The organism is Eisenbergiella porci, from assembly GCF_009696275.1.
Lineage (GTDB): Bacteria > Bacillota > Clostridia > Lachnospirales > Lachnospiraceae > Eisenbergiella > Eisenbergiella porci.
Window position 1 is genome coordinate 98,348 of record NZ_VUMI01000001.1, and the last position, 22,351, is coordinate 120,698.

19 protein-coding genes are annotated in these 22,351 nt (G+C 49.9%); 5 read left to right on the forward strand and 14 right to left on the reverse strand.

The window, feature by feature from the left end; all coding sequences use genetic code 11:
* Positions 1 to 124: 124 nt before the first annotated feature.
* From FYJ45_RS00500 to FYJ45_RS00515, 4 genes are all read right to left on the reverse strand, one after another.
* Positions 125 to 796 carry a YkgJ family cysteine cluster protein gene (locus tag FYJ45_RS00500; RefSeq protein WP_154462973.1) on the reverse strand — a complete coding sequence of 224 codons (672 nt, stop codon included), beginning with the start codon at positions 794 to 796 and terminating at the stop codon, positions 125 to 127.
* A gap of 249 nt (positions 797 to 1,045) precedes the next feature.
* On the reverse strand, positions 1,046 to 2,134 hold the full coding sequence (locus tag FYJ45_RS00505; protein ID WP_154462974.1) for a DUF4179 domain-containing protein: 1,089 nt from the start codon (positions 2,132 to 2,134) through the stop codon (positions 1,046 to 1,048).
* Positions 2,131 to 2,694, reverse strand: coding sequence for an RNA polymerase sigma factor (locus FYJ45_RS00510; RefSeq protein ID WP_154462975.1), 564 nt, complete (start codon positions 2,692 to 2,694; stop codon positions 2,131 to 2,133). Before FYJ45_RS00510 ends, FYJ45_RS00505 begins: the two co-directional genes overlap by 4 nt.
* A gap of 170 nt (positions 2,695 to 2,864) precedes the next feature.
* The gene (locus tag FYJ45_RS00515; protein ID WP_154462976.1) at positions 2,865 to 3,068 is read right to left on the reverse strand and encodes a hypothetical protein; all 204 of its coding nucleotides are present in this window, start codon (positions 3,066 to 3,068) and stop codon (positions 2,865 to 2,867) included.
* 361 nt (positions 3,069 to 3,429) lie between these two features.
* Here FYJ45_RS00515 and FYJ45_RS00520 point away from each other — a divergent pair, with 361 nt between their 5' ends.
* From FYJ45_RS00520 to FYJ45_RS00540, 5 genes are all read left to right on the forward strand, one after another.
* Positions 3,430 to 4,110: a response regulator transcription factor gene (locus tag FYJ45_RS00520; protein WP_102289066.1), complete on the forward strand. Its 681-nt coding sequence runs from the start codon at positions 3,430 to 3,432 to the stop codon at positions 4,108 to 4,110.
* Positions 4,111 to 4,216: 106 nt separating this feature from the next.
* Positions 4,217 to 5,155, forward strand: a complete 939-nt coding sequence (locus FYJ45_RS00525) for an ATP-binding cassette domain-containing protein (protein ID WP_154462977.1) — start codon at positions 4,217 to 4,219, stop codon at positions 5,153 to 5,155.
* The gene (locus FYJ45_RS00530; RefSeq protein ID WP_154462978.1) at positions 5,133 to 5,840 is read left to right on the forward strand and encodes an ABC transporter permease; all 708 of its coding nucleotides are present in this window, start codon (positions 5,133 to 5,135) and stop codon (positions 5,838 to 5,840) included. The genes FYJ45_RS00525 and FYJ45_RS00530 overlap by 23 nt, the downstream gene beginning before the upstream one ends.
* A 10-nt stretch (positions 5,841 to 5,850) precedes the next feature.
* Complete coding sequence (locus tag FYJ45_RS00535) at positions 5,851 to 6,579, forward strand: ABC transporter permease (RefSeq protein WP_154462979.1); 729 nt, start codon at positions 5,851 to 5,853, stop codon at positions 6,577 to 6,579.
* Positions 6,580 to 6,601: 22 nt separating this feature from the next.
* Positions 6,602 to 7,594, forward strand: a complete 993-nt coding sequence (locus tag FYJ45_RS00540; protein ID WP_235930460.1) for a sensor histidine kinase — start codon at positions 6,602 to 6,604, stop codon at positions 7,592 to 7,594.
* A gap of 104 nt (positions 7,595 to 7,698) precedes the next feature.
* Here FYJ45_RS00540 and FYJ45_RS00545 read toward each other — a convergent pair whose 3' ends face one another.
* The 10 genes from FYJ45_RS00545 to FYJ45_RS00590 all read right to left on the reverse strand — a co-directional run bounded on the left by FYJ45_RS00545 (position 7,699) and on the right by FYJ45_RS00590 (position 22,123).
* On the reverse strand, positions 7,699 to 9,051 hold the full coding sequence (locus tag FYJ45_RS00545) for an MATE family efflux transporter (RefSeq protein ID WP_154462980.1): 1,353 nt from the start codon (positions 9,049 to 9,051) through the stop codon (positions 7,699 to 7,701).
* Positions 9,052 to 9,367: 316 nt separating this feature from the next.
* The gene (locus FYJ45_RS00550) at positions 9,368 to 10,483 is read right to left on the reverse strand and encodes a glycoside hydrolase family 5 protein (RefSeq protein WP_235930461.1); all 1,116 of its coding nucleotides are present in this window, start codon (positions 10,481 to 10,483) and stop codon (positions 9,368 to 9,370) included.
* A gap of 79 nt (positions 10,484 to 10,562) precedes the next feature.
* The gene (locus tag FYJ45_RS00555; protein WP_154462981.1) at positions 10,563 to 12,014 is read right to left on the reverse strand and encodes a glycoside hydrolase family 30 protein; all 1,452 of its coding nucleotides are present in this window, start codon (positions 12,012 to 12,014) and stop codon (positions 10,563 to 10,565) included.
* Positions 12,015 to 12,131: 117 nt separating this feature from the next.
* Positions 12,132 to 13,688 carry an ABC transporter substrate-binding protein gene (locus FYJ45_RS00560; protein ID WP_195841587.1) on the reverse strand — a complete coding sequence of 519 codons (1,557 nt, stop codon included), beginning with the start codon at positions 13,686 to 13,688 and terminating at the stop codon, positions 12,132 to 12,134.
* A gap of 34 nt (positions 13,689 to 13,722) precedes the next feature.
* Positions 13,723 to 14,640: a carbohydrate ABC transporter permease gene (locus tag FYJ45_RS00565; protein WP_021636070.1), complete on the reverse strand. Its 918-nt coding sequence runs from the start codon at positions 14,638 to 14,640 to the stop codon at positions 13,723 to 13,725.
* 17 nt (positions 14,641 to 14,657) lie between these two features.
* Positions 14,658 to 15,593: an ABC transporter permease gene (locus tag FYJ45_RS00570; RefSeq protein WP_154462983.1), complete on the reverse strand. Its 936-nt coding sequence runs from the start codon at positions 15,591 to 15,593 to the stop codon at positions 14,658 to 14,660.
* Positions 15,594 to 16,023: 430 nt separating this feature from the next.
* Entirely contained in the window at positions 16,024 to 17,856 is a 1,833-nt protein-coding gene (locus FYJ45_RS31615) for a cache domain-containing sensor histidine kinase (protein ID WP_154462984.1), read from the reverse strand.
* The gene (locus FYJ45_RS00580; RefSeq protein ID WP_154462985.1) at positions 17,853 to 19,418 is read right to left on the reverse strand and encodes a response regulator transcription factor; all 1,566 of its coding nucleotides are present in this window, start codon (positions 19,416 to 19,418) and stop codon (positions 17,853 to 17,855) included. The genes FYJ45_RS31615 and FYJ45_RS00580 overlap by 4 nt, the downstream gene beginning before the upstream one ends.
* Before the next feature lie 343 nt (positions 19,419 to 19,761).
* The gene (locus tag FYJ45_RS00585) at positions 19,762 to 20,901 is read right to left on the reverse strand and encodes a DUF2264 domain-containing protein (protein WP_154462986.1); all 1,140 of its coding nucleotides are present in this window, start codon (positions 20,899 to 20,901) and stop codon (positions 19,762 to 19,764) included.
* 82 nt (positions 20,902 to 20,983) lie between these two features.
* Entirely contained in the window at positions 20,984 to 22,123 is a 1,140-nt protein-coding gene (locus FYJ45_RS00590) for a glycoside hydrolase family 88 protein (RefSeq protein ID WP_154462987.1), read from the reverse strand.
* Positions 22,124 to 22,351 lie beyond the last annotated feature (228 nt).

A 22,351-nucleotide genomic window follows, 5' to 3' on the forward strand; every position in this document is an offset into this window, starting at 1 on the left:
AAAAAGTAACGTTTTGCGCTGGTAATTTCTGGAAATATGCTGGTTTGCGCAATTTCTTAATTTTTCATGAAGATGACCGGCAGTTTCCTGCCGGTCATACAATGATTTATTTACTGTCATAAATTTAATTTAACTCGTTGCCGCCTTCCCCCTGGCTGCCGCGGCTGTAGAACTGTTCATAGAAATCCTTTTCCGGCGCGTAGGGTATCAGGTAGTAGTCCTGAAGCACCCGCATGCTCAGTTCCTTCAGCCTTTCTTCCTCTTTGCAGGTTTTTGCTTGCTCCTGAAGGGCTTTTATGTAAAAATGCCAGTCGCAGATGAATTTTTCATAGCGGCGCAAATCCGGAATATCCAGCCATTTGTGGATTTTCATTTTTGTCCGGTTTTCTTTCCTGCATTCATGAATCTGAAGGAAGTAGCGGAAGGAGCCGTTTTCATAAAGCCTGCCCAAAGGGAAACAGCGGCAGATGCCGGGACGGAAGGAATGGATGGAGCAGCGGCCTTCTTTATTTAAGAAGGGACAGCCTTCCTCTTCCCCCACAAGGTTCAGGCTGGGGAGAATCAGGCCTTCGTATACATGAAGGGCAATCCGGCCTGATGAAAGCAGCTGCTCAAAGGTACATCCCAGATGGGAGGTGAGCTGCCAGATATCATAAGGGTCAAGCACAATCGTTTCTCCCATGCCATGGCAGCACGCCGAACATCCGGCGCAGTCCGAACACCCCACCTTGACCATATCATTGGCATCATATAATTTCCCGTCGGATATTTCATCCAGATTAATGTCTCTTTCCATTGCAGCACCGCCTTTATCTCACCGGCACAGCCGGGTTTATTCTGTATTCCGCCTGGATTTCTGCGGCAAGCGCAGAAACCAGAATGCGCAGATATAATGTCGTCTTCGACGACATTATATCATATCCGCCCAAAACACACCACCGGAAAATACGTCATGTGGGCCATCCGGGAAATATGTGGCCAGCCGGAGGGTATCCGCAGGCGGCATCAACCGGTCTGTCCGACAGCTCCTGCAGTAATCTGATATTTAAAGGGAAAAGGTAACTCTCCAGTCACCCTTTACATTTCTTCCTGCCGTATAAAAGCTTCCGTACAGCCGGTATTCTTCCAGCGCCTCCTTCGGGATCTTAAACATCATCTCGTCATAGTCCACGCGCAGGTCATTGGATTCCGTATGCTCAGCAAAATAAACAGCGCAATAAGAATCGATGCGTTCCCCTTTTTCATTCATCAGATAAACGAAACCGTGTGGATCAAGCGTTAACGATTCCTTCATACGAAGCTGAATATGCAGCATGCCGTCCATATAGCCGGCCGCTGAAATATCCATGTTTTCCATGGGGGAATACAGGCTTTCTCCGGGAACAAGCATTGTAGTGGGGAGTTTTTTCTCCAGCTCTTCCATAGCAGTCTCATCTTCTATGGAAACGCCGAAGTCCTGCTGTGCCTCCCAGGAATAACTGCCGCCCGTAATCACAGGATCGGTCAGCACTCCGGTAATCTCACGCTGTGCAAGGTCCGAAGGCTTCAGTTCTAAGGGAATGTCTTCCCTGGCAGTTTTGCCGCTGATGAATTCCCTTACGGAAAAAGTGATTTTTCCGCCTTTGATGTCACTGCCGCCCATGGCTGTTATCTCTATAAGGAAAGTGGCTTTTCTGTTTTCTTCATCATAGGCGACTCTGCTGCAGGTACCAACACTATCAAAGCTGCGTCTGATGGCATAGCTGTCAAAAAGATCCGTCGTTTCATCGATTCGGTCTCCTTCCAGATCCTGAAGGGAAACATAAATCCTGGCAGTATCTCCTTCCAGGCCGGCGGATACCACTTCCATCCGTATCCCATTATCAACACATGCCTCCCTGACCGGAATAAAGAACTGTGCCGCAGAAGGAGAAACCGAATAAAGGGCCTGGTAAAAAGCCGGACTTTCCGCGGCCAGCAGGGGAGTCCCCACCATGATGACAAGCGCAGCCGCGGCTGCGGACGCGACCCCTTTTTTCAGTCTGCTCTTCTTTCTTTTCTTTCCTGCTACCCTGTCCTCCGGCTGACGCAGCGCCTCTTCAATACGTGATTCGTCAATATGCCCCATTGCATCCCACAAAAGCTCAGATTTCATATCCGCACACCTCTTTCCTCCAGAAAGCATTTCAGTTTTTTACGGCTCCGTTCCAGAATCACCGCCGCATGATGCTCCGTGACGCCGCATTCCCTGCTGATACTTTTTACCGGCTGGGCAAACCAGTATCGGCGCAGAAAAACCAGTCTGTCACGCTCCTTCAGGGTATCCAGGAATTCCTCCAGATACCCTGCAAGCTCTCTGGCCTCGATCTGTTCCTCCACCTCCCAGGAGGACGGCGCGGGAATGCAGTCTTCCAGTTCCTCCAGCACACAGGTCAGCTCACAGGTTCTTTTCGTCGCCATATTGAGCCGGTATTTTTTTACCGCCTGATTCCGGGCGATTCTGCATAGATAGGCCCGCAGCGCTCCCGGACGCCGGGGCGGGATGCTGTTCCAGGCTCCCAGATAGGTATCGTTCACACACTCCTGCGTATCCTCTTCATTTCCCAGGATATTCCATGCGATTTTCCGGCAGATGCCCCCATATTTATCCGCAGTTTCAGAAATGGCCTGCTCAGAACGTTCCCAGAACAGTTCTATAATTTTTTCATCATCCATTGCCTTCTCCCTCATTCTGCCGCCATTCAGGCAGACCTATGTATTCCGGCCGCAACAGGCATCTTGTCGGATTAACTGCTGCGAGCCTTCTTATATTAACTACGTTTTCTTGAGGAAATATCACAACGGACGGCAAAATTTTTGGAAACCGGACCGTTGCCGTACTTACCTTATAATGTCTGCGTCTCCTCAGCCCGCCGTCCCTTCTTTTCTGCAGCTTTGCGGGCCGGCGCTTTTCCCTTCTTCCTTTCGCAGTAGGGGGCGCTTTTCGTGTGTTTTTTTCTGCAGCTTTCACAATCGCCGTAACGCTCACATTTCGTTCTTGGGCAGGGGCAGGCGCCGCCGCATAGGCTGTCCGTTTTCTTTTCTTCCAACTATCGTCCTCCTGTGTGCTTCCAATTTCTGTTTGCCTTCAATTTTGCCCGGGCAGGCTTGCATCTTATAATCGGTCGTTTCGCCGCCTGGTGCTTATGCTGTTTCAATGTTAGTTTTTGAATGAGAATCTGTAACCATGATACGTTTTTCTCCAGTCCCAGTCAAATGTAAAATAGTGGGGAATGGCCGTATTCATCCATCCTGCGGTTCCATGCCTGTGCCGCAGGTAACGCGTTTTTGGCTTATGCAGCTTCGGAGCAGGTTGTCCCGGCGCGTAAATTGTTGTAAAATGGTAACTGTCTGTGAGAAAGTGATTCAGGAGTGCCGGACTGCGGCGCGCATTGCGGGAAAGGAAAAGGAATGGCGAGGATACTGATTATTGAAGATGATTTGGAAATCAGCGGGCTTTTATCCGAATTTTTGCTGGAAAACGGATATCAGGCCTCCTGCTTATATAATGGGCTGCATGTTCCTGAGGTTCTGCAGGAATACAGGCCGGATTTGGTTCTTCTTGATCTCATGCTGCCCTACCGCAGCGGTGATCAGGTACTGACGGACATACGCGCCGGCTGGGCCGTTCCCGTCATCATCATTTCCGCCAAAGGAACCACCCGCAATAAAATCGACCTTCTGCGCTCCGGCGCCGATGATTATGTGACCAAGCCTTTTGATCTGGAGGAGGTGCTGGCCCGTATTGAAAGCAATCTGCGGCGTGCCGCGTTGAGTGCAAAGCCTGATCGGCGGCTGCGCTGCGGTGAGCTGTTGTTGGACGAGGATAAAAACACCGCTTTTATAAAAGACGCCGAGCTTTCCCTGACGGCCAAGGAATACCGGATACTGGAGCTTCTTCTGCAATATCCGGACAAGATTTTTTCCAAGGCCAATCTGTTTGAAAGCGTCTGGGATTGTGAATATCTCAGTGAAGACAATACGCTTAACGTCCATATCAGCAACCTGAGAAATAAACTGAAGGCGCTCTCCCCCGATGAGGAATATATTGATACCGTCTGGGGTATCGGCTACCGCTTACATAGAAGCTGAAGGGAAAAAACCTTCGGCTTTATTCTTTTTTTAATATTATCCCGGTCCACTTAAGAAATTCTTTAACCTTTCGCCTTAGACTTGGGATTAGAAAGGAGCTGACGATATGAATACTGCTGTTTTGGAAACAAACGCACTGACAAAAAAATATAAACATACCACCGCTTTGGATCATATCAGCCTGCGGCTGGAAAAAGGGGAAATCTATGGCTTCATCGGCCAGAACGGCGCGGGGAAAACCACGCTTCTGCGGCTGATTACCGGACTTTCCTTTCCCACGCAGGGGGAACTTTCCTTATGGGGGAAAAGCACGCCGTCCGGGCTGCAGGAGCAGCGCAGGCGCATCGGCTGCATGATCGAAACACCCGCCCTCTACCCCAATCTTACCGCGGCGCAGAATCTGGAGGTTCAGAGAATCCAGAGAGGAATTCCCGACAAAAGCATCATCCCCGGCTGTCTGAAAACCGTAGGCCTTCAGGATACCGGAAAGAAAAAGGCCCGGAATTTTTCCCTGGGAATGAGGCAGCGTCTGGGGATCGCCCTTGCACTGTTAAGCACTCCCGAGTTCCTGATTCTGGATGAGCCTGTCAACGGCCTCGATCCCGCCGGCATTGTGGAAATCAGAAGGCTGCTGGGCCAGCTGAACCGGGAATACGGCGTAACCATTCTCGTATCCAGCCATATCCTGGAGGAGCTTTATCAGACGGCTTCCCATTTTATCCTGATTGACAGGGGACGCATTATAGAGGAGCTTACGGACAGGGAACTGGACGAACGCTGTAAACGCTGTCTTTCCATCCGCACAAAGGACCCGCAGAAGGCCCTTCTTCTTCTGGAGCAAAAGCTGGATACGGAAGAGATGCAGCTTATGCCCGATGGAAGCATCCGCCTGTACGAGCATACGGATGAGCCGGAACTGGCGGCGCAGATCCTGTCGGATGCCGGAATCCTTGTTACCGGACTGCAGCAGGAGGGAGATACTCTGGAAGAATATTTTCTAAACAGGATAGGAGGGGGACGACATGGCACAGCTGCTGAAGGCTGAGTTGTATAAGCTTGCACATCAGAAAAGCTTTTCCGAGCTGCTCGCCTTTTCCCTGCTGCTGGGAAGCGTGATGATGCTTGACCGGAAGCTGCCCGCATCTGCGGCGGACTGCTTTTCCGGCGCACTGTTCAATACGCCGCTGCTTTATTTTCTCAGCATAATATTATGCCCGCTCTTTGTGGGGGTGGATTTTGAGAACCGGACCTTACATGCCGCCGTGACCGCCGGACACAAGAGGCTTTCCCTGTTTCTTGCAAAAGGAATTGTTTTTCTCACCGCATCCTGCTGTATCCTGACAGCGCCGCTATTTGCTGCGTCTCTCTGGGGACATCTTTTCTTCGGGGGAAGCTGTTTTCCAGCCACTGTCCGGCCGGCGGCTGAGGCAGGCGTTATCTTTATGGCCGTATGTGCCATGGGAAGCCTTCCCTTTTTCCTGGCTTTTGTCTGTCGGGATGTGGGGAAAACACTTTCTCTGGGAATGAGCGCTTTTTTTCTGATGATTTTTCTGCTGAACTTGCCCGATGCACAGCTTCTGGCGCCTTTTATTCCCATGGGGCAGCTTCGCTTCCTCTCTTTGGGACAGCTGGCCATACCCTTCACACAGCTTGTTTTTGTGGATGCTGCCTGGGTTTTCCTCTGCTTTGCGGGCGCGGGCATCATATTCTGTCATGCCGATTTAAAATAGGGAGGTTGCTATGCTTAATCTGATAAAAATGGAACGGTATCAGCTGTTCAGGAACCGGATTTACCAAATAAGTACACTGGCTGTTTTCGTTCTTGGTTTTCTTATGGCGGACACCTATCTTATTGATTCCCCGGGGAATCCGGGCGGCGAGCCAAAAACTTTAACGGATATATGGAACAGCATGATTTATGATTCCACTTTTCTGCTTTCCTGCCTGCTCGCCTTTCTCCTGGGGCAGGAGTTTTCCTGCCGGACAATTGACCGGGAAATCACCGCCGGACATTCACGTTCCCATATCTTTGCCGCCAGGCTCGTGGTGCTGCTTCCAGCCTTTAATCTGCCTGCTTTCGTTTATCCAGCCGCGGGCTGTCTGCGGGAGCTGTCCCGTTTTGGCCTTCCGGACGGCGGCATATTTCTACAGACAGTGCTGAGAACCCTGGTTTATTCCCTTCTGCAAAACAGCGCATTTTTCCTGCTGCCGCTACTCTGCTGCTTCCGGCTAAGGGACATGGCGAAATCCGTTGCCGCTGCCGCCCTGGTTACCTTTACGCTTGCTCTTTACTTAGGTTATGGCATGATGCTGGGATTTCCTGTCCGTTTTCTTCCCACCTTCCAGATCAGGGAGGCTGTCGTATTATCGGACTGGTTCTATCCGGAAGGGCTGATGGTGGCGCTGATCTGGTATGCAGTGCTGATTCCCGCGGCCTGGGGCGCTTTCAGGAGATGTGAACTGAAATAAGATACGTGACTGTAAAGTGTAATTGAAAAGTTATGGATATCCTGCAGCAGCCGCCTGGAGAATTTTGGGGCTGGGGCAGTTTAAACCGCAGGAAGGAAGGGGGGCGGACGCCATCGGTCTTTGCATCTTTTTTTTCGGTATTTTGTTCGTTTTTATCTGTACTAAATATTATCTGCTGAAAAAAGAAATCCGTCATCTGTCGAAGCAGCTTACCCTGCTCGCGGACGGCGGAACTGAAAAAATGCTGGAGCTGTCCCTCACTGATCGTGACCTGGAGCGCCTTGCCGGGCAAATCAACCGGCACTATGCCAGACAGCGCTCCCTTACGGCGGGCGCCCTGCGCCATGAGGAACAGCTCAGGGAGTCCATCGCCGGGATTTCCCATGATTTGCGCACGCCGCTTACCGTTATTATGGGACATCTGCAGCTGTTGGAGCGCACCTTTCTTTCAGATGAACAGCTGCGCAGGACGGATACAGCGCTTCGGAAGGCCCGCCGTATGAATGAGCTTATTGAAGCCTTTTATGAGCTTTCTGTCCTGAATTCCGAACAGCTGCAGCCGCATAAAGAGTCTGTTAATCTCTCCAACATGCTCATTGACTTTCTCACGGAAAATGCATTTCTGCTGGAAGCCGGAGGGATACATCCTGATATCCTGCTGCCCGACAAATCTGTTTTCTTACGTACTGATCCCGGCATGCTGGAGCGTATCCTGCAGAATCTGCTGACCAATGCGGTTCGTTACAGTCCAGGGGATATCCGGATTTCCCTTTCAGAAAATCCGGAGGGGAGCATCATGCTGCGGATGGAAAATCCGGTCAAAGCAGGGGCGCGCCCTGACGTGGAGCGGATGTTCGACCGTTTTTATACAGGGAACGCCGCAAGGACACAGGGAAGTACGGGGCTGGGACTGGCTGTTGTGAAGCTGCTTGCGGAAAAGCTTGGCGGGGAAGTCACTGCAACGCTGACAGGGAATTGGCTGGCTGTCACATTGAATTTGTATGCAGACCTGTAGCTTAACGGGCGCCGGAGCGGATAATGATTACATTGTGCTGAATAGATTTGACACCCTCGTTGAAGCATATTACACTGAAGGACTGCGAACCGGACTGACAGGCCTTACTCTCCTGCCTCTTTTTTGGGTTTTCTGCGGGAAAGCAGGAGAAAATAACCAACGCACAATATAATCTGTACCACAGAGGAACAGGGGGTTGCCAGGCCCACCTTGAACAAGGATACCGGCTTGATTCTGCTCATGATGAGGGACACGGGGATTCTGACGCCGAATGCGCCCGCAATGCCCTGCAGCATGACGAAAAGTGTTTTCCCGCAGCCGTTGAAATAGCCTATCATGCAGAACATAACGGACACCAGCAGGCAGTCGATTGCATAGGCCTTCAGATAATCCGCGGCGGCCGCAATGACCGCTTCATCCCTGGCGAACAGCCCTGCCAGAAGATCCCCGTGGAAGAAGGAAAGCCAGGCCATAAACACGCCGACCACAAGAGACATTCCGATTCCGCACAGCAGGGCGCGCTTGGCCCGATCCATTCTTCCCGCGCCCATATTCTGGGCTACAAAAGCGGACATAGACTGGTTAAAGGCCGAGGGCACCAGCATGATGAATCCGCACAGCTTCTCCGCCACGCCCACGCCTGCCGAAGGGATCACTCCCAGAGAGTTTACAATTGCCGTAATGGCAAGGAAGGAAATACTCACAAGAAGATCCTGGAAAGCGATGGGCAGTCCCAGGCGGAATACGCTTCCCATTCTTTTTCTGTCAAAAACAATATCCGTTCTGCGGAAGGTAAAGGGAAGCTTCTGCCTCCGGATAATCAGTACGGAAATGATCACGCTGAGCGCCTGGGCAAGAACCGTGGCAATCGCCGCTCCTGCCGTCGCCATGCCGAAAACGCCCACCAGAAGGAAATCTCCCGCAATATTAAATACACAGGCTATTGCCACTGTAACCAGCGGCATCCTTGAATCCCCGATTCCCCGGAAAATACTGCCCAGCACATTGTAGGCAACGATAAAAACCGATCCGGCCGAACAGATACGGACATACAAGACCGTTGCGTCAAAGGCCTCGATGGGCGTACGCATGATCTGCGCCACAGGCACCGCACACAGTTCCATAAAAAAGGTGATTACCACTCCGATGATGGCAAAGAGAACGATGCTGGATCCGATGATTTTTCCGGCTTCTTCCGGCTTTCCTTCTCCCAGCCTTCGGCCAAGAAGCACTGTCGTACCCATGGCAATCCCTACCACAAACGAAGTAATCAGCTGCATCAGCCAGCTTCCTGTGGAAACGGCGGAAACATCCGCCGCCGTGGCAAACCGGCCTACCACCAGCATATCCACCGCACCGTACATCGTCTGCAAAAATAACGCCGCCAGCACCGGCAGCGCAAACCGGACGAGGGAGGTGAGAATATTTCCTTTTGTAAAATTCTGCGTTTCTTTCATATCTTCTGTTCCCCTTTCTCTGTATGTATATATAGCTGACGCTTAAAAATCGCCGCACAAAAAACCGGATAAGAAGCAGGCATCTCAGCCAGCATCTTATCCGGTTACCATTTCCTTACGAATGGTTCACCCTCCGATGAACGGTGTCATTATATAACAGACTTTTTTCTTTGTCAATCCGTTTCCGGGTATTTTTGTTTCCGGACCTTTTGTCATCTGGTCATTTCCCCGGCCGGCGGAAAAGCCCGGGAAAATGAAGCCGCAGGAACCCAAAAGGAGCGTAGGCGGGAATCATCGGCACAGGCTTTGCCTGGAATCAGAAGCCTTTTTCCAGATTGTCCGGCAGCCAGCCTTTTTCCACGCACTTCCTGAAATCCCAGCCCTCCGGTTGGGAAAGCAGCTTGTAGCTCCAGAAGAAATATCCGCTTGCCGATTCCCATGCCATAAGCTGGGCATCACCGATAAGCCTGTAGGAAAGCTGTTTTTCCAATGCGGAATATTCTCTGCCGGGCTTCAGGTTATGGGACAGGCACCATTCTCCTATAATTACAGGAACCACTGCCTCCATTCGTTTCAGTTTTTTTACGTCTTCCTTTAATATGGCATTCATATAGGAAAGCTCATCCGTATCTTCATCGGGCTGTCCCATGCCCAGATACCAGTGCGCATCAAGCACCACATTTTCAAAACCTGCTTCCCTGAAAAAAGTATCCCATACCTCAAACCGGAAACCATCGTGGAACACGATTTTCTTATCCGGAGGCAAGATACTTCGCAGCATATGATAGCCTCTGGTATAAAAATCGTATAAAACCTCCAACGGTACAAAGGAGGAGCCTGCCGCCCTTTCCGGATCCTGCGGGAGATATCTGCTACGGATCATCTGCCACAACGGTTCGGATATGGGTTCATTCAACAGTTGAATCCCCCACAGCGCCGGATGGCTTTTATACCGCTCCGCCAGCATTCCAAGCACCTTGAGTACTCTGTCAATCCGTTCGGGACTCTGCGCCCATTTACAGACACCACAGATGCCGCCGTTATCAAAGCCGTTTTGGCTTTCCGGCGCCGTATGAAGGTCAATCAGTATCTGCAGGCCTGTTTCACCGGCCCAGTCAAATGCACGATCCAGATATTCAATACAGGGCACATACGGTTCACAGTACACCGGGTCATCTCCAAATATAAAGTGAGGTACGGGTATGCGGACCATATTCAGTCCCCGCTCACTGATGTATATAAAATCTTCCCTTGTAATATAGCTGTCTCTGTGTGCTGTCAGTCTTTCGATCAGCTCCTGTCTGGGGAGTTCCCTGCATAGCGCATCCTCGTCCTCCGCCTTCGTTCCTTCAAACAGCGCTGGACTCATCCATTTTTCCAGCACCAGCCAGTTACCCAGATTTACGCCTCTTATTTTCATGTTATTTTCCATTTCTGCTCCTATCTGCCCGCTGAAGCGCGCGTATTCGTCAGGCAGGATAAAAACGGCTTACTTCCTGCCAAACATACGGTTAAAATACGAAGGTTACGATGCTGTGCGCGGGGATAAAGGTCTGCGCTATTTCTTCATGGAACCGGAGTACCACCTTTTTTACTTCCTCCGATGCATTCATCGCCACAGCGGCTATTGAGCCGTCGGGATTTTGGAAAGCGCATACTTCCAAATCCGAGGTATAGACCGAGCTGCCGATTCTCTTTGCCCCACGTTTGATAAAACGGCTGAAATGGCCGATATAATAATAAGATGAGGCGTAATGCAGGCTTTTTTCCCCATGATCACACAGAAGCGGCGACTCGCCGAACCAAATTCCCTCTTCCTCCATCAGCTTCCGGAAGTCTTCCTTTTTCCAGTCGATTTCCAGGCCTCTTTCCAGGCGTTTCCGTGTGATGCTTTCCCACTGAAGCTGCTCATCCAGCCAGTGATCAGGGCCTCCGTTTTCATCCAGCAGCATATTCCAGTCCACCCACGCGCTCACCCAGTTATTCAAATCCCCTATGATATCATGGGCATAGGCCTCTCCCGACTCCCACGGCAGCTTCTCTCTCCCCTTGCACTGTTCGGAGGCAATAAGAAGCTTTTCCGGATACAGGCGGTGGAAAACATCCAGCGCCCCAAAATGATCACCGGAATACCAGTGAACCGCCATGCCGTCAAAGGCCGCTCTTGATCGCTCATTGCAAAGTGTTTCCAGCCCTCTGTCCACCGCGCGCTCTTTATTGTGATCCCAGAAAAAAATCTTTCTGTCACCCAGTCCTGCTTTTTCATAAGCAGGCTTCAGGAAACCTGTCACAAAATCCCGTTCCTCTCCTGCCTCATAATGGCAGGATTCCCAGCCCTGCTCCGCCTTTGCCTCATTCTGTACGGTAACGCCCCAGATGGGGATTCCTTCCTTTTCATAGGCCTGAAGGTACCTGGCCGTATAATCCGCCCAGACCTGTCTGCAGTCTGCCCGCAGGAATCCTCCCTTATCCATTTTCCCATTGGTTTTCATCCAGGCCGGAGGACTCCAGGGAGAAGCGAACAAGAGCAGTTCCGACGCCTTTTCCCGGGCTGCATGGACCATGGGAATCACATCCTCCCTGTCCCTGGCAATGGAAAAATCCTTCAGTTCAAAGTCTTCCGGTGTATCATCATAGGAATACATTTCCGTGGAAAAATCACAGCTGTTGATGGTAAGGCGGCAGAAGCTGTAGCCAAGCCCCTTTTCCCTGTCGAAATAAGCAGTCAGCACCTCTTCCCTCTGTGCTTCATCCAGCTTTTTATAGTTCACAGCGGCGGCCTGGGTAAAAGCCCCTCCGAAACCCAGGATTTCCTGATACTTTACCTGATCATATACATTCAGGACGTGTCCCTCATTACCATCATTTCCTGATTTGTCCGCTTTAAAAACAAGCGGCGTCTCTTCCGAAAGGCGTCTGCCGTTCCTGATATCTGTCAGATATACCTTCACTCTTCTTTCCATAAAAATCCCTTTCCCCCTTCTTTCCGGCATAATACCCGGTAAAGGCGGCGGAAAATTTACCGCCGCCTTTGTATACTAAAACTTTTCTTAGCTTTAAATCTTTATTGCTTTAAATTCTTACTGTTTTAAGCCTGCAACATAAGCATCCAACTGCTGCTGCAATACCTCGCGTACCTTTTCAATACCGGCCGCTTCCATCTTTTCCTGATATTCCTTCAGACCGCTTACCGGATCCGTATAGCCAAGCTCCAAAGGCCACCAGTACTGCTGATGCACATTCTGACAGGCCGCATACTCCGTTTCAATTGAAGAGGTATCCAGTACGAAAGAACGGTACTTCTGGCTTCCCACGCCATCCTTAATATATGCATCCCATTCCTTTTTCAGCTCTGTGGTGCGCTCAGGTGTGCCGATGCCATCCCTGTTCAGTTCAGTGGTACGGGCCGCCCACATGGCGGATGCAGCATAATTGTCAGGATCCAGTGTTTTTACCTCGCCCTTGTCATTCAGTTCATAGGAAACATCCTTGATGCCATAGAAGAATGCGTCAAATGCTTCTCTGTCCGTAGTAATCAGGTTCCAGAGCGCCAACGCCCTTTCCGGATGCTTGGAGGTATTGGAAATAACCATGGCATCCTGTGTAAAGGACAGGTTCGAAACATCCTTCACCAGATTCGCATAATCAAAGGAATACTCCGGTTTGTCAATAACCAGTCCTGTAAAAGTATCCACATTATGGATTTTCAGCGCTGCCTTCCCGTTTTTCGTTTTTTCCGTATCCGTATCGGACAGGGCTGATTTGCTGAAAAAGCCTTTTTCATTCCAGCGATTCATCATTTCCAGGAATTCCGGGGTTTTGTCATATTCATAATAGGTGAAAAGCTTGGGATTTTCTTCCATGGGATCAATAAACAGAAAATCATTGGTTGATCCCTTAATAGCATACATCCCGTTATTGTACATATACAGGTCATCCATTTCGGAACCGGAGGAGCATACGTCGTAGGGTTCAAATTCAGGACGGTTGGCCTTTACCAGATCCATGTATTTTTCCATGTCCTCAAAGCTTTCCATTTTGCCGTCCCAGTCTGTTCCGTCAAGAATATCAGTGCGCCACATGGGGCCGTATGCGGAATAGGTTGCCAGCAGTGTGGGAACGCAGTAATAATGTCCGTCGATAGTAGCCTGCTGCTTGGCTGTTTCCGACTGCATGGCAAAATTGTCAGGCGCATAGGTAGGCCAGAGTTCATCCAGATTCATGAACGCCCCCTTCTGTGCCAGCGCCGAAAAGTTCAGCCAGGTAGCGGCATAGGCCATATCAAAGGCTTCTCCTGAGGAGAACAGCAGCGGATACTTGTTGGGGTATTCCGCCCAGCCGATATAGTTGATTTTCAGCGTGCAGTTCAGCTTTTCCTTAAAAATCTTATTCATGTTGTCCGTCAGCTCCTGCTGTTTTGCAGGCTCATTGCTGACTACGTACATCACCAGCTCCACCTCCTCCGAGGTATCCAGCCCTGTTTCCCCCGATGAGGCTGCCTCTGTGGAAGCCGTGCCCTTGTCCGCAACGGACTCCGCCGTGGTTGTGTTTGAACTGCTGCCGCCGCAGCCTGCGAGAAGTGTTCCCACCATGGCTGCCGTAAGCAGCGTGGAGATCAGTTTAGAAGCTTTTTTCATGTTTATAACCCTCCTTTTTTTCATATATCATCCATCAGCCCTTCACGGAGCCGATTGTGACACCTTTAACAAAGTATTTCTGTACGAACGGATAAAGCAGGATAATCGGCCCTGTGGCCACTACCGCCATTGCCAGCTTCAGCGTGTTGGATGGCAGGCTTTCCACCCGGATACCCGCCTGGCTGGCGATTCTGGCCAGCGCCTGCGTCTGCTGCAGCAGGTCATAAAGCATGTACTGAAGCGGATATTTTTCCGAACTGTTCATGTAAAGCATGGCATTGTACCAGTCATTCCAGTAGCCCAGCGCCATGAACAGACCGATGGTTGCAAGCCCTGATTTCAGAAGCGGCAGGACAATCTGGAGAAAGGTCCGAAACTCTCCCGCCCCGTCTATTTTCGCGGATTCCACCAGTGCAATGGGTACCGCCGCGACAAAGCTGCGCATGATGAGCAGATAGAAAATATTTACCATTCCCGGTAAGATAAGCGCTAGTAAGTTATCCTTCAGATGCAGGTACTGGATGTAAAAAATGTAGGTGCTTACCATTCCACCGTTAAACAACGTCGTAAAATAGAAGAAAAAGGAAATTACATTACGGTATTTAAAGTCCTTTCTGCTGATGACATAAGCTGCCATCGTAGTGATAAACAGTCCCAGCACGGTTCCCGTTACCGTAATAAATATGGATACACCGTACGCCCGTGCTATTTTTTCCGGATATTTGAATACAATCCGGTATGCTTCCAGCGTAAACTCCTTGGGGAGCAGTCCATAGCCGGTAAAGCGGATGGCCTGTTCCGAAGAAAAAGAACCGGATATCAGCATGATAAAGGGCAATAAACAGATGATTGCCACAAGCCCTACCAGTATATAGCCGATTATATTGAATACAATCGCAGCCGTCCCCATTTTTACTTTCCTGGATTCCATAACCTGTTCCTTTGCTGCCATAATTTCTCACTCCCTCCCTAGAACAACGCGTAATCTTCGTCGATTTTTTTGACAACTGTATTTACCAGCATGATGATAATGAAACAGAGAATGGACTGATAGAAGGTGGCCGCCGCCGTCATTCCCAGATTGGAATTCTGCATCAGGGAACGGAACACGTAGGTATCGATTACATCGGTTGCATTATAGAGCTGCCCGTTATTTCCAACGATTTGATAGAACATTTCAAAATCGCCGCGCAGGATTCTGCCCACCTGCAGAAGAAGCATGGTAATTACCGTAGGCTTGATACAGGGCAGCGTAATGTACCAGATACGCTGAAAAATATTTGCACCGTCAATCTGCGCCGCCTCGTAGCACTCTCCGTCGATTCCGGTAATGGCCGCTATGTAAATAATGGAATTGTAGCCGCACCACTTCCAGGCATTAAAGCAGCAGATGATGATAGGCCAGACCCACGGCATGGAATAGACATTGATTTTTTCTATTCCCAGCGAAGTAAGCCAGCCGTTAAGAAGTCCTGTTTCATAGTTGAAAATGTTGTAGACGAAAGCGCCGACGATTACCCAGGAAATAAAGTAAGGAAAAAAGATAACAGACTGGGTAATTTTCTTGTAGTATTTGCCTTGCATTTCAGAAATGATAATGGCAAGAATGATTGCAAGCCCCTGAGAGGTAATCAGATTCAGGAGATTGTAGAGAATTGTGTTTTTGGTAATCAGCCATCCTGTTCCCGACGAAAACAGGTAACGGAAGTTCTCCAGGCCATTCCAGTCACTGCCGAATACCCCCCTGTCAAACCGGTAATTCTTGAATGCCAGTATCAGGCCCGACATGGGCAGATATGACAGGACCAGGACCAGGAGCACCGCAGGCAGCGCCATGAGGAACAGCGCCCTGTTTTTTTTCAGTTCATGGCCAAAGTTCTTAAATCGCTCTTTCACGACTTCCATCCCCCTTCTTTACTGGTTACAGTCCGGCCAGGGCCGAACCGTAATCTTTTCTGTACACATTTCACTTTTTACTACCGCGTTGTGTACGTATTGCTGATATAAGTATTGTATTATTCCTTGATAAAAATTGAAATATGACAAAACTGAGATTTACCGGATTATTTTATGCTTTGTGTGCATTTTGTATATTTATTTATAAATTATATTGCTTTTACAATCATTTTTATTTTATATTTTTATTTGCCATTGGTAATTTGCATAAAAATTTAATATTAGTACATTTTTTATGCTCTTTTTTACCATTCAAGGTTGCTGCCACCGGCCTCCTTATACCCAAAAAATAACGCAGCAGGAATCCTGTCCCCGGACTCCTGCCGCGTCTGCCGGCTATTTATTTTGCCGTTTTTTTATTTTGTTGTCTTTTTCCGTTTTAACTGTCAATATACAGAATCTTTTCCGCTTCCTCCGGGGTCAGGGCGGGCAGACGGACTGTAACCGTGGTTCCCTTTCCCACCTGGCTTTCATAGGAAACTCCATATTCTTCCCCATAGCACAGCTTAATCCTGAAGTTCACGTTCTTGGCTCCGTAGCCATGGCTCACTTCGCACGTATTTTCTTCAAAAATATGCGCTACCTGTTCCGCCGTCATGCCAAGCCCGTTGTCGGTGATACAAAAAACGAGATCCTTTCCTTCGGTCACCGCGGATATACGGATTCTGCATTCCACCATGTCAGGCGCCCTGGCAATGCTGTACATAATCGCATTTTCCACAAAGGGCTGAAGGATGATGTTGATGCAGGACAGCTCCTCCACGCCCTCCTGCGCATCAATCTCAAGGCTGATGGCATTATCAAAATGGTAATTTTCTATCCTGACATAGGCACGTACATGGTTCAGCTCCTCCCGCACCCTGACGATCTGCCTTCCCTTATTCAGGCTGATCCGATAGAACTGAGCCAGATTCTGCGCAAGCTCCATGATTTCCGGCGCATTGTAATCCATGGCCTCCCAGTTGATCAAATCCAGGGTATTATACAGAAAGTGCGGATTGATCTGCGCCTGCAGCGCGCGCAGCTCTGCCGATTTCACATTTTTACCCAGCCGGTACTGCTCCAGCATCAGCTTGCGCAGCTCCTTGGTCATATAACTGAAGCTGCGGAACAGCTCGCCGATTTCATCGCTTTCCTCCTCCGGTATTTCCAAAGAAAGCTGCCCGTCCTGTACCTGTTTCATCTTCGTATTCAGCGTTACCAGACGCTTTGAGTAATATTTTCCCAGCAGCCAGGAAATCAGAAAGATGGAAAGCACAATCAGCACGGAAAAAAAGATGAGCGTCATTCCCATTAAATAAGTCTGCCTGTAAAAATCCTGTCTGGGAATGATGGAAACCAGCGTCCATTCCGCCTGCTCCAGCTTTCTCTGACGGTAAAGATAGGCGCTTCCTCCCATCCGCAGCTCCTGCCATGAGGAATTCCTGCCATGGCCGGGAAGGCTTCCTTTTCCGGACAGCTCATCCAGATTTTCCTGGCTGGATGCCGCCAGAATTTCCCCTCTCTGATTAATGAGGTAACTGATTCCCTTCTGCGTAACATCCGAATTCGCCACAATCCGTTCCAGTTCATCACTGGAAACACTCACCCTTGCGATACAGGAGCTGCCGCTTCCCGCCTCTCCGTATATTTTCTTCAGCATTGCCACACGCAGCTGCTTCTCTCCCACCAGCTCCGGGCCGCTTCTTTCAAGCCCTGTGAAATACAACAGCCCCTGATTGATTCGGCCGCACATTTCCTCATAATATGGTTTCTTCTGTAAATCGGATTCCGGGAAAAAATGGTATCTGTTATAGGCGTAAACAAGGCTGTCAGGCACATAAATTCCACATTGGTACATTTTGTCGGAAAACTCCAGCGAGGTCATAATATCATTGATCCTCCAGTAATCCCTCCACTGATCGCCCGCTTCCTGTCTAGTAAGGTAATTTCCCTCCTCCAGCATGTCCTGCAGCTCCCGATCCGCACCCACAAGCTCCAAAATATAATTCATATTCTGCAGATGGCTCTCCAGAAAGTTGACCGCCTGTTCAAAGGATTGATCTGCGGAATAGATAATCTGCGCTTCGTATCTTTTCTCAATCAGCATATAGCTGCAGGAAAGCAGCAGAATAAAAATCAGGATCATAGGGCCGGAAAAGGATACGGTAAGCTTAATCCGCATGGGCAGGCGTTTGAAATAATTTTTCATCCGGGACCATATTTTTTTCACAGGTTCTTGTTCTCCTTATATTCTGAGGGCGTCATTCCTGTCTGCGCCTTGAAAATCCTGGCAAAATAGGCGGCATCCTCATAGCCCACAAGATCCGCCACATGATACAGCTTCAGGCTGTTGTCACGCAGCAGCTTCTTGGCCTGGTCAATCCGCATGTTGGTCAAATACTGGTTGATGGTGGTTCCGGTCCTCCTTTTAAAAAGACCGGACAGATAGGAGGGCGTGAGGTATACGGCATCCGCCAGATCCTTAATACACAGGCTTTTGTCTGAATACCGCTGCTTCATCACTTCAATTACCTGGAAAATCACCGCATTTCCTCCGGTACCTTCCCTTTCCCTTGCTTCAATAGCTTCCATGGCCCGGGCGGCAACAAAGGTGTGCAGTTCTTCCAGTGTCTGCGCGTTGTCCCAGAAACGTCCGGATTCCCGGCGTTCCCTTCCTTCTCCTGTCAACAGTTCCTTTTCCAGCTGTTGGATATGGCTGTAAAGCAGGAAATACATATTTTTTACCGAGCTGTTCAACGCGGCCTTTTCTGTTATAAGCTGTGCATAAATCTGCTCCAGAATACGGATGGCTTCCTCCTTCTCCCGCCTGGAAAGCGCGCCCACAAAGGCCTCCTCCTGTTCCTTTCCCACCTCAAAATACCGATCGGCCGGCGCTTCCCCACAAAATGCAAAGGAGGCAAAGCCCTTATAGGAAAGGCATCCTGCCGACTGGCAGGCGGACTGATAGGATGCATACAGCTTTCCGGGTTCCTCCACCATAGCTCCCACAGCAAGGAAATGACGGTATTCCCCTTTGGATTCCACGGCCAGTACGCAGAGGGCACGAATCAGTTCCCCATCCCTGTCCAGCATGGACTTCGTGCCGGTTGCCAGCAAAATCAGCGTTCTGTTGTCGTGGAAATCCATATTACAATAGAATTGTTCTTCAGCCATAAATATCTGCAGTTTTTCCCGGTAGAAGCGGACAAACTCCCCGGCGTCGTCCACCGTTCCCGCCAGCTTTACAATCCCGATGCGCATCCGGGTATCCCCGCTGTCCCAAAGGCCGCTCCGGCGCAGCTGACATTCCAGCTTTTTTACATCCTCCGGCGTGGAAAGCAGGGAAAACAGAGCCTCCCTCTTCAAAAAATCCATGCTCTCCGTATAGCTGTCCTGCAACGCCTTCTGCTTTTTAATCTGAACAATTCTTTCGATGCCTTTTTCCACCGCCCCGATTAATTCCTCCAAAACCACGGGCTTTTCCACGTACTGTATCGCCCCCAGATCAATAGCGGCCTTCAGATACTCCTTGTAGGAATAGCTGCTGACAAAAATAATCTGGCAGTCCGGCAAAAGGCTGCGCAGCTGTCTGCACATCTCGATACCGTCCATGCCCCTCATCTTAATATCGGAAAGCACAATATCCGGCTGCCATCTGGCACATATCCCGAAAGCTTCATATGCATTTTCCGCCGTTTCCACGGCATCCACGCCTATTTTTTTCCACGGGACATGCCGCATCAGACCGCGCCTGGTTATCAGCTCATCCTCTACGATAAGCAGCTTTATCATGTATTTTCCCTCCCCTGTGTGCTGTCCGCCGACGGCGGCAGCTGCGTTCCTGCCAGCAATGTATCCCCGGAAAACCGGGGCCAATCATTTTCATCCGATGTAAAAATGTATGAATTTCTCTGGATATTATAGCATAAGGAATATGGGGTGACCAATATATTTCGCGGATGTGGAACTGCGTGATATGGAACTGTGCACGGAACGAAATGCGGGACGGGGAGGGAATGTATATGAGAATGGTTTTATTAAGGGGACAGGTATGGCAAAAAAATAAGAAGCCAAAACAGTCTGCATTTTGGCTTCTTATAATTATTATGATCCTGTTGGGTCAATATTGTCTAGTTCAGTCAATCGCATGATCAATCTGTACGTGGCCGCCGCTCCACACTTTTCGGGAGGTCCAGTCCGCATCTTCATCGGCCCAGAACGGGTCAGAAACGGGAAGGCCCAGCGGCAGGAATACGGCGCTGCACAGGTACAGGCTTCCCACATTGATATAGCCCTCCGCCAGTTCGGGCTGGCATCCGCAGACTCCCGGCTGCAGCCAGCCATTTTGATCAAACATTTCCTGGTTTTCCATACATCTGCGGATAACCGCAGTCAATGCACAGCGGACCTGGGCAGGCTCCAGAGAGCCCTCCAGACGATGTTCCAGCGCGGCCTGGGACAGCATCTGAAAAGCGCCGAAACGATAGCAGATGGAACGTCCAAGGATTGGATAGCTTCCGTCAGGCGCGATCATCCGTTCCAGAACGGAGGCATAACGTGCGGCCCGGATGGCTACCCTTTTTTCCAGTTCCCGGAATTCTTCCCCCAGATTTACGAACATTTCCGCCAGATCCAAATACATGGGCTGGATAACAAAGCTGTTATAGTAATCCCAGTGGAACATTTCACCATCGCCATAGACGCCATCCCCTTTATACCAGCCGTCAAATACCCTGAGGGCGTATGCGATGCGCATTTTATCATAATCTTTTTCACCCAGCACATACAATCCGGCTTCCACCATAGCGGAGAAAAAAATCCAGTTGGAATTACAGGCCACAATCTGCCTGGAGCTTCTCAGGGCCGCCGCCAGATTCCTGTGCACTCTCTCCGGCAGGCTGCCTGCCAGCTGTCTGGGGGCGCGTACCAGCGCATGGCACAGGAATGCCGTATCCACCAGGGGCTGGCCGCCTTCGTTAAAAATCATAAAGTCCGCGGATTCCGGATCCGTCGCTTTGTCTATGCAGCGTACTGCCAGGCTGCGGTAGGTTTCCTGCAGTTCCTTTTCCTCTCCTTCAAGTCCCTCCGCCTCCAGCCAGGGCGCCAGGCCGAGCATGCTCCTTCCGAAAGCCTCCAAAGGCGCAAAGGGCGCTCTTTCTCCATGAAAATCCAGCGGCATGGTCTTTTTCAGTTCTTCTTTTTCCAAAGCCTGCAGCACCGGAGTTACGATGCAAAGCAGGGAATTCAGCCATTCTTTTCTTGTCGTATTTTTCATAATCGCTCCTGTCCGCACACATAGCACGCAATTTTTGCAACTGTTCAGTCACTCTCACAGTTACCAATTTTTTACAACCCTCTTACCAAATAAAGCAGTCCTTGTCAAGCAGGCGCAGAATCGCTTCAATAAAGAAATAATCACCGTAAATGATCGCTTCCTGTTCGGCATCGCTGTGATAAGCGACTTTTCCCATTTCCAGAATCGCATCCTCTTCCGGATTCCAGTTGGCGAATTTTTCTTCCATGGCGCGCAGAATGCGGTAGGCGCTTTCTTCATACAGCTTCTTTTCATGCTCCGGCACAAAGGATGCTATTTCTAAAAGACCACAGGCCGCACAGGCTCCTGCCGTGGAATCATAATATACAGGCTCCTGAGGCGCACGGAAATCACAGAGCGGCAGATAATCGGTCATGGCCGCATTGGCAATAAAATAATGTGCCACTTTTTTCGCGGCATCCAGATATCTGGTTTCACCCGTGTGATGATAGCTGAGAGCAAAGCCGTAAACTGCCCAGGACTGTCCTCTGCTCCATGCACTGTTTTCACCATAGCCCTGTCCTCCGGGCGCTTCCAGAAGCTCCCCTGTCATCGGATCGAGAACGCCGATATGGTTACAGGAGCCGTCATCTCTTAACAGCTTGTCCATGGCCGTATCCGCATGGATTTTTGCAATCGCCGCGAACCGGGGATCCTTGCTCTCCTCGCTCATCCAGTAAAGGATGGGAAGGTTCATAAGGCAGTCTATGATGATCCAGCCCACCTGGTTATCACCGTTCCAGGCGCGGATAAAATTCCCCAGCGGATTGAATCTGGCCGCCAGCACATTGGCCGCATTAACACCGCGTTTTTTGGCTTCCTCACTGCCGGTAAGGCGGTAATCGGCCACTGCGGTATGCAGCCACATAAATCCCACATCATGATACAGCCTTCCGATATCTGCCAGGGCGGTATCCATCTTCTTCTCCACACCCTCAGCGGCCTTCCGGTATTTCTCATCTCCTGTGGCGTGGTACATCTGCCAGAGCATTCCTCCCCAGAAGCCATTGGTCCACCAGAAGATGTCTTTTTCACCAAAATCCTCTGTATACCTGCCGTTTTCCGGTATATAGGGGATTTTGTCACCGACTCTGTCGCATTCGGCGCTCATTTTTGCGCAGATTTTGCCGTATACCTCCTCCAGCCATTTCTGTCTTTCTTCCTTGCTTTCCTGTTTTGCCATGGTTTGTACTCCTTTATTTTTATTTTTGATTGATTTACGATGAAGCAAGCGGCGATGCAGGCGGCAGTTATCAATACTGCAAAGCTTTCCATTCCGCTGTTTCGAAGTCTGCCTGACGGAAGCCTGAACAGTTGCTATTTTTACAACAGCACTGTACAAATCTGAAAAAGGCGGTAAAATATAACTGACAGCTCGGCTTCGGATATCAGGAGCAACAGCTCCCTGACT

Bases quoted from the DNA above. Each gene is read 5' to 3' on its own strand.
- FYJ45_RS00520 (WP_102289066.1), top strand. From the start codon at position 3,430: ATGGCGAGGATACTGATTATTGAAGATGATTTGGAAATCAGCGGGCTT.
- FYJ45_RS00525 (WP_154462977.1), top strand. From the start codon at position 4,217: ATGAATACTGCTGTTTTGGAAACAAACGCACTGACAAAAAAATATAAA.
- FYJ45_RS00560 (WP_195841587.1), bottom strand. From the start codon at position 13,688: ATGAAAAAAGCTTCTAAACTGATCTCCACGCTGCTTACGGCAGCCATG.
- FYJ45_RS00550 (WP_235930461.1), bottom strand. From the start codon at position 10,483: ATGGAAAATAACATGAAAATAAGAGGCGTAAATCTGGGTAACTGGCTG.
- FYJ45_RS00505 (WP_154462974.1), bottom strand. From the start codon at position 2,134: ATGAAATCTGAGCTTTTGTGGGATGCAATGGGGCATATTGACGAATCA.
- FYJ45_RS00555 (WP_154462981.1), bottom strand. From the start codon at position 12,014: ATGGAAAGAAGAGTGAAGGTATATCTGACAGATATCAGGAACGGCAGA.
- FYJ45_RS00565 (WP_021636070.1), bottom strand. From the start codon at position 14,640: ATGGCAGCAAAGGAACAGGTTATGGAATCCAGGAAAGTAAAAATGGGG.
- FYJ45_RS00580 (WP_154462985.1), bottom strand. From the start codon at position 19,418: ATGATAAAGCTGCTTATCGTAGAGGATGAGCTGATAACCAGGCGCGGT.
- FYJ45_RS00585 (WP_154462986.1), bottom strand. From the start codon at position 20,901: ATGAAAAATACGACAAGAAAAGAATGGCTGAATTCCCTGCTTTGCATC.
- FYJ45_RS00510 (WP_154462975.1), bottom strand. From the start codon at position 2,694: ATGGATGATGAAAAAATTATAGAACTGTTCTGGGAACGTTCTGAGCAG.
- FYJ45_RS00500 (WP_154462973.1), bottom strand. From the start codon at position 796: ATGGAAAGAGACATTAATCTGGATGAAATATCCGACGGGAAATTATAT.
- FYJ45_RS00570 (WP_154462983.1), bottom strand. From the start codon at position 15,593: ATGGAAGTCGTGAAAGAGCGATTTAAGAACTTTGGCCATGAACTGAAA.
- FYJ45_RS00545 (WP_154462980.1), bottom strand. From the start codon at position 9,051: ATGAAAGAAACGCAGAATTTTACAAAAGGAAATATTCTCACCTCCCTC.
- FYJ45_RS00530 (WP_154462978.1), top strand. From the start codon at position 5,133: ATGGCACAGCTGCTGAAGGCTGAGTTGTATAAGCTTGCACATCAGAAA.
- FYJ45_RS00590 (WP_154462987.1), bottom strand. From the start codon at position 22,123: ATGGCAAAACAGGAAAGCAAGGAAGAAAGACAGAAATGGCTGGAGGAG.
- FYJ45_RS00535 (WP_154462979.1), top strand. From the start codon at position 5,851: ATGCTTAATCTGATAAAAATGGAACGGTATCAGCTGTTCAGGAACCGG.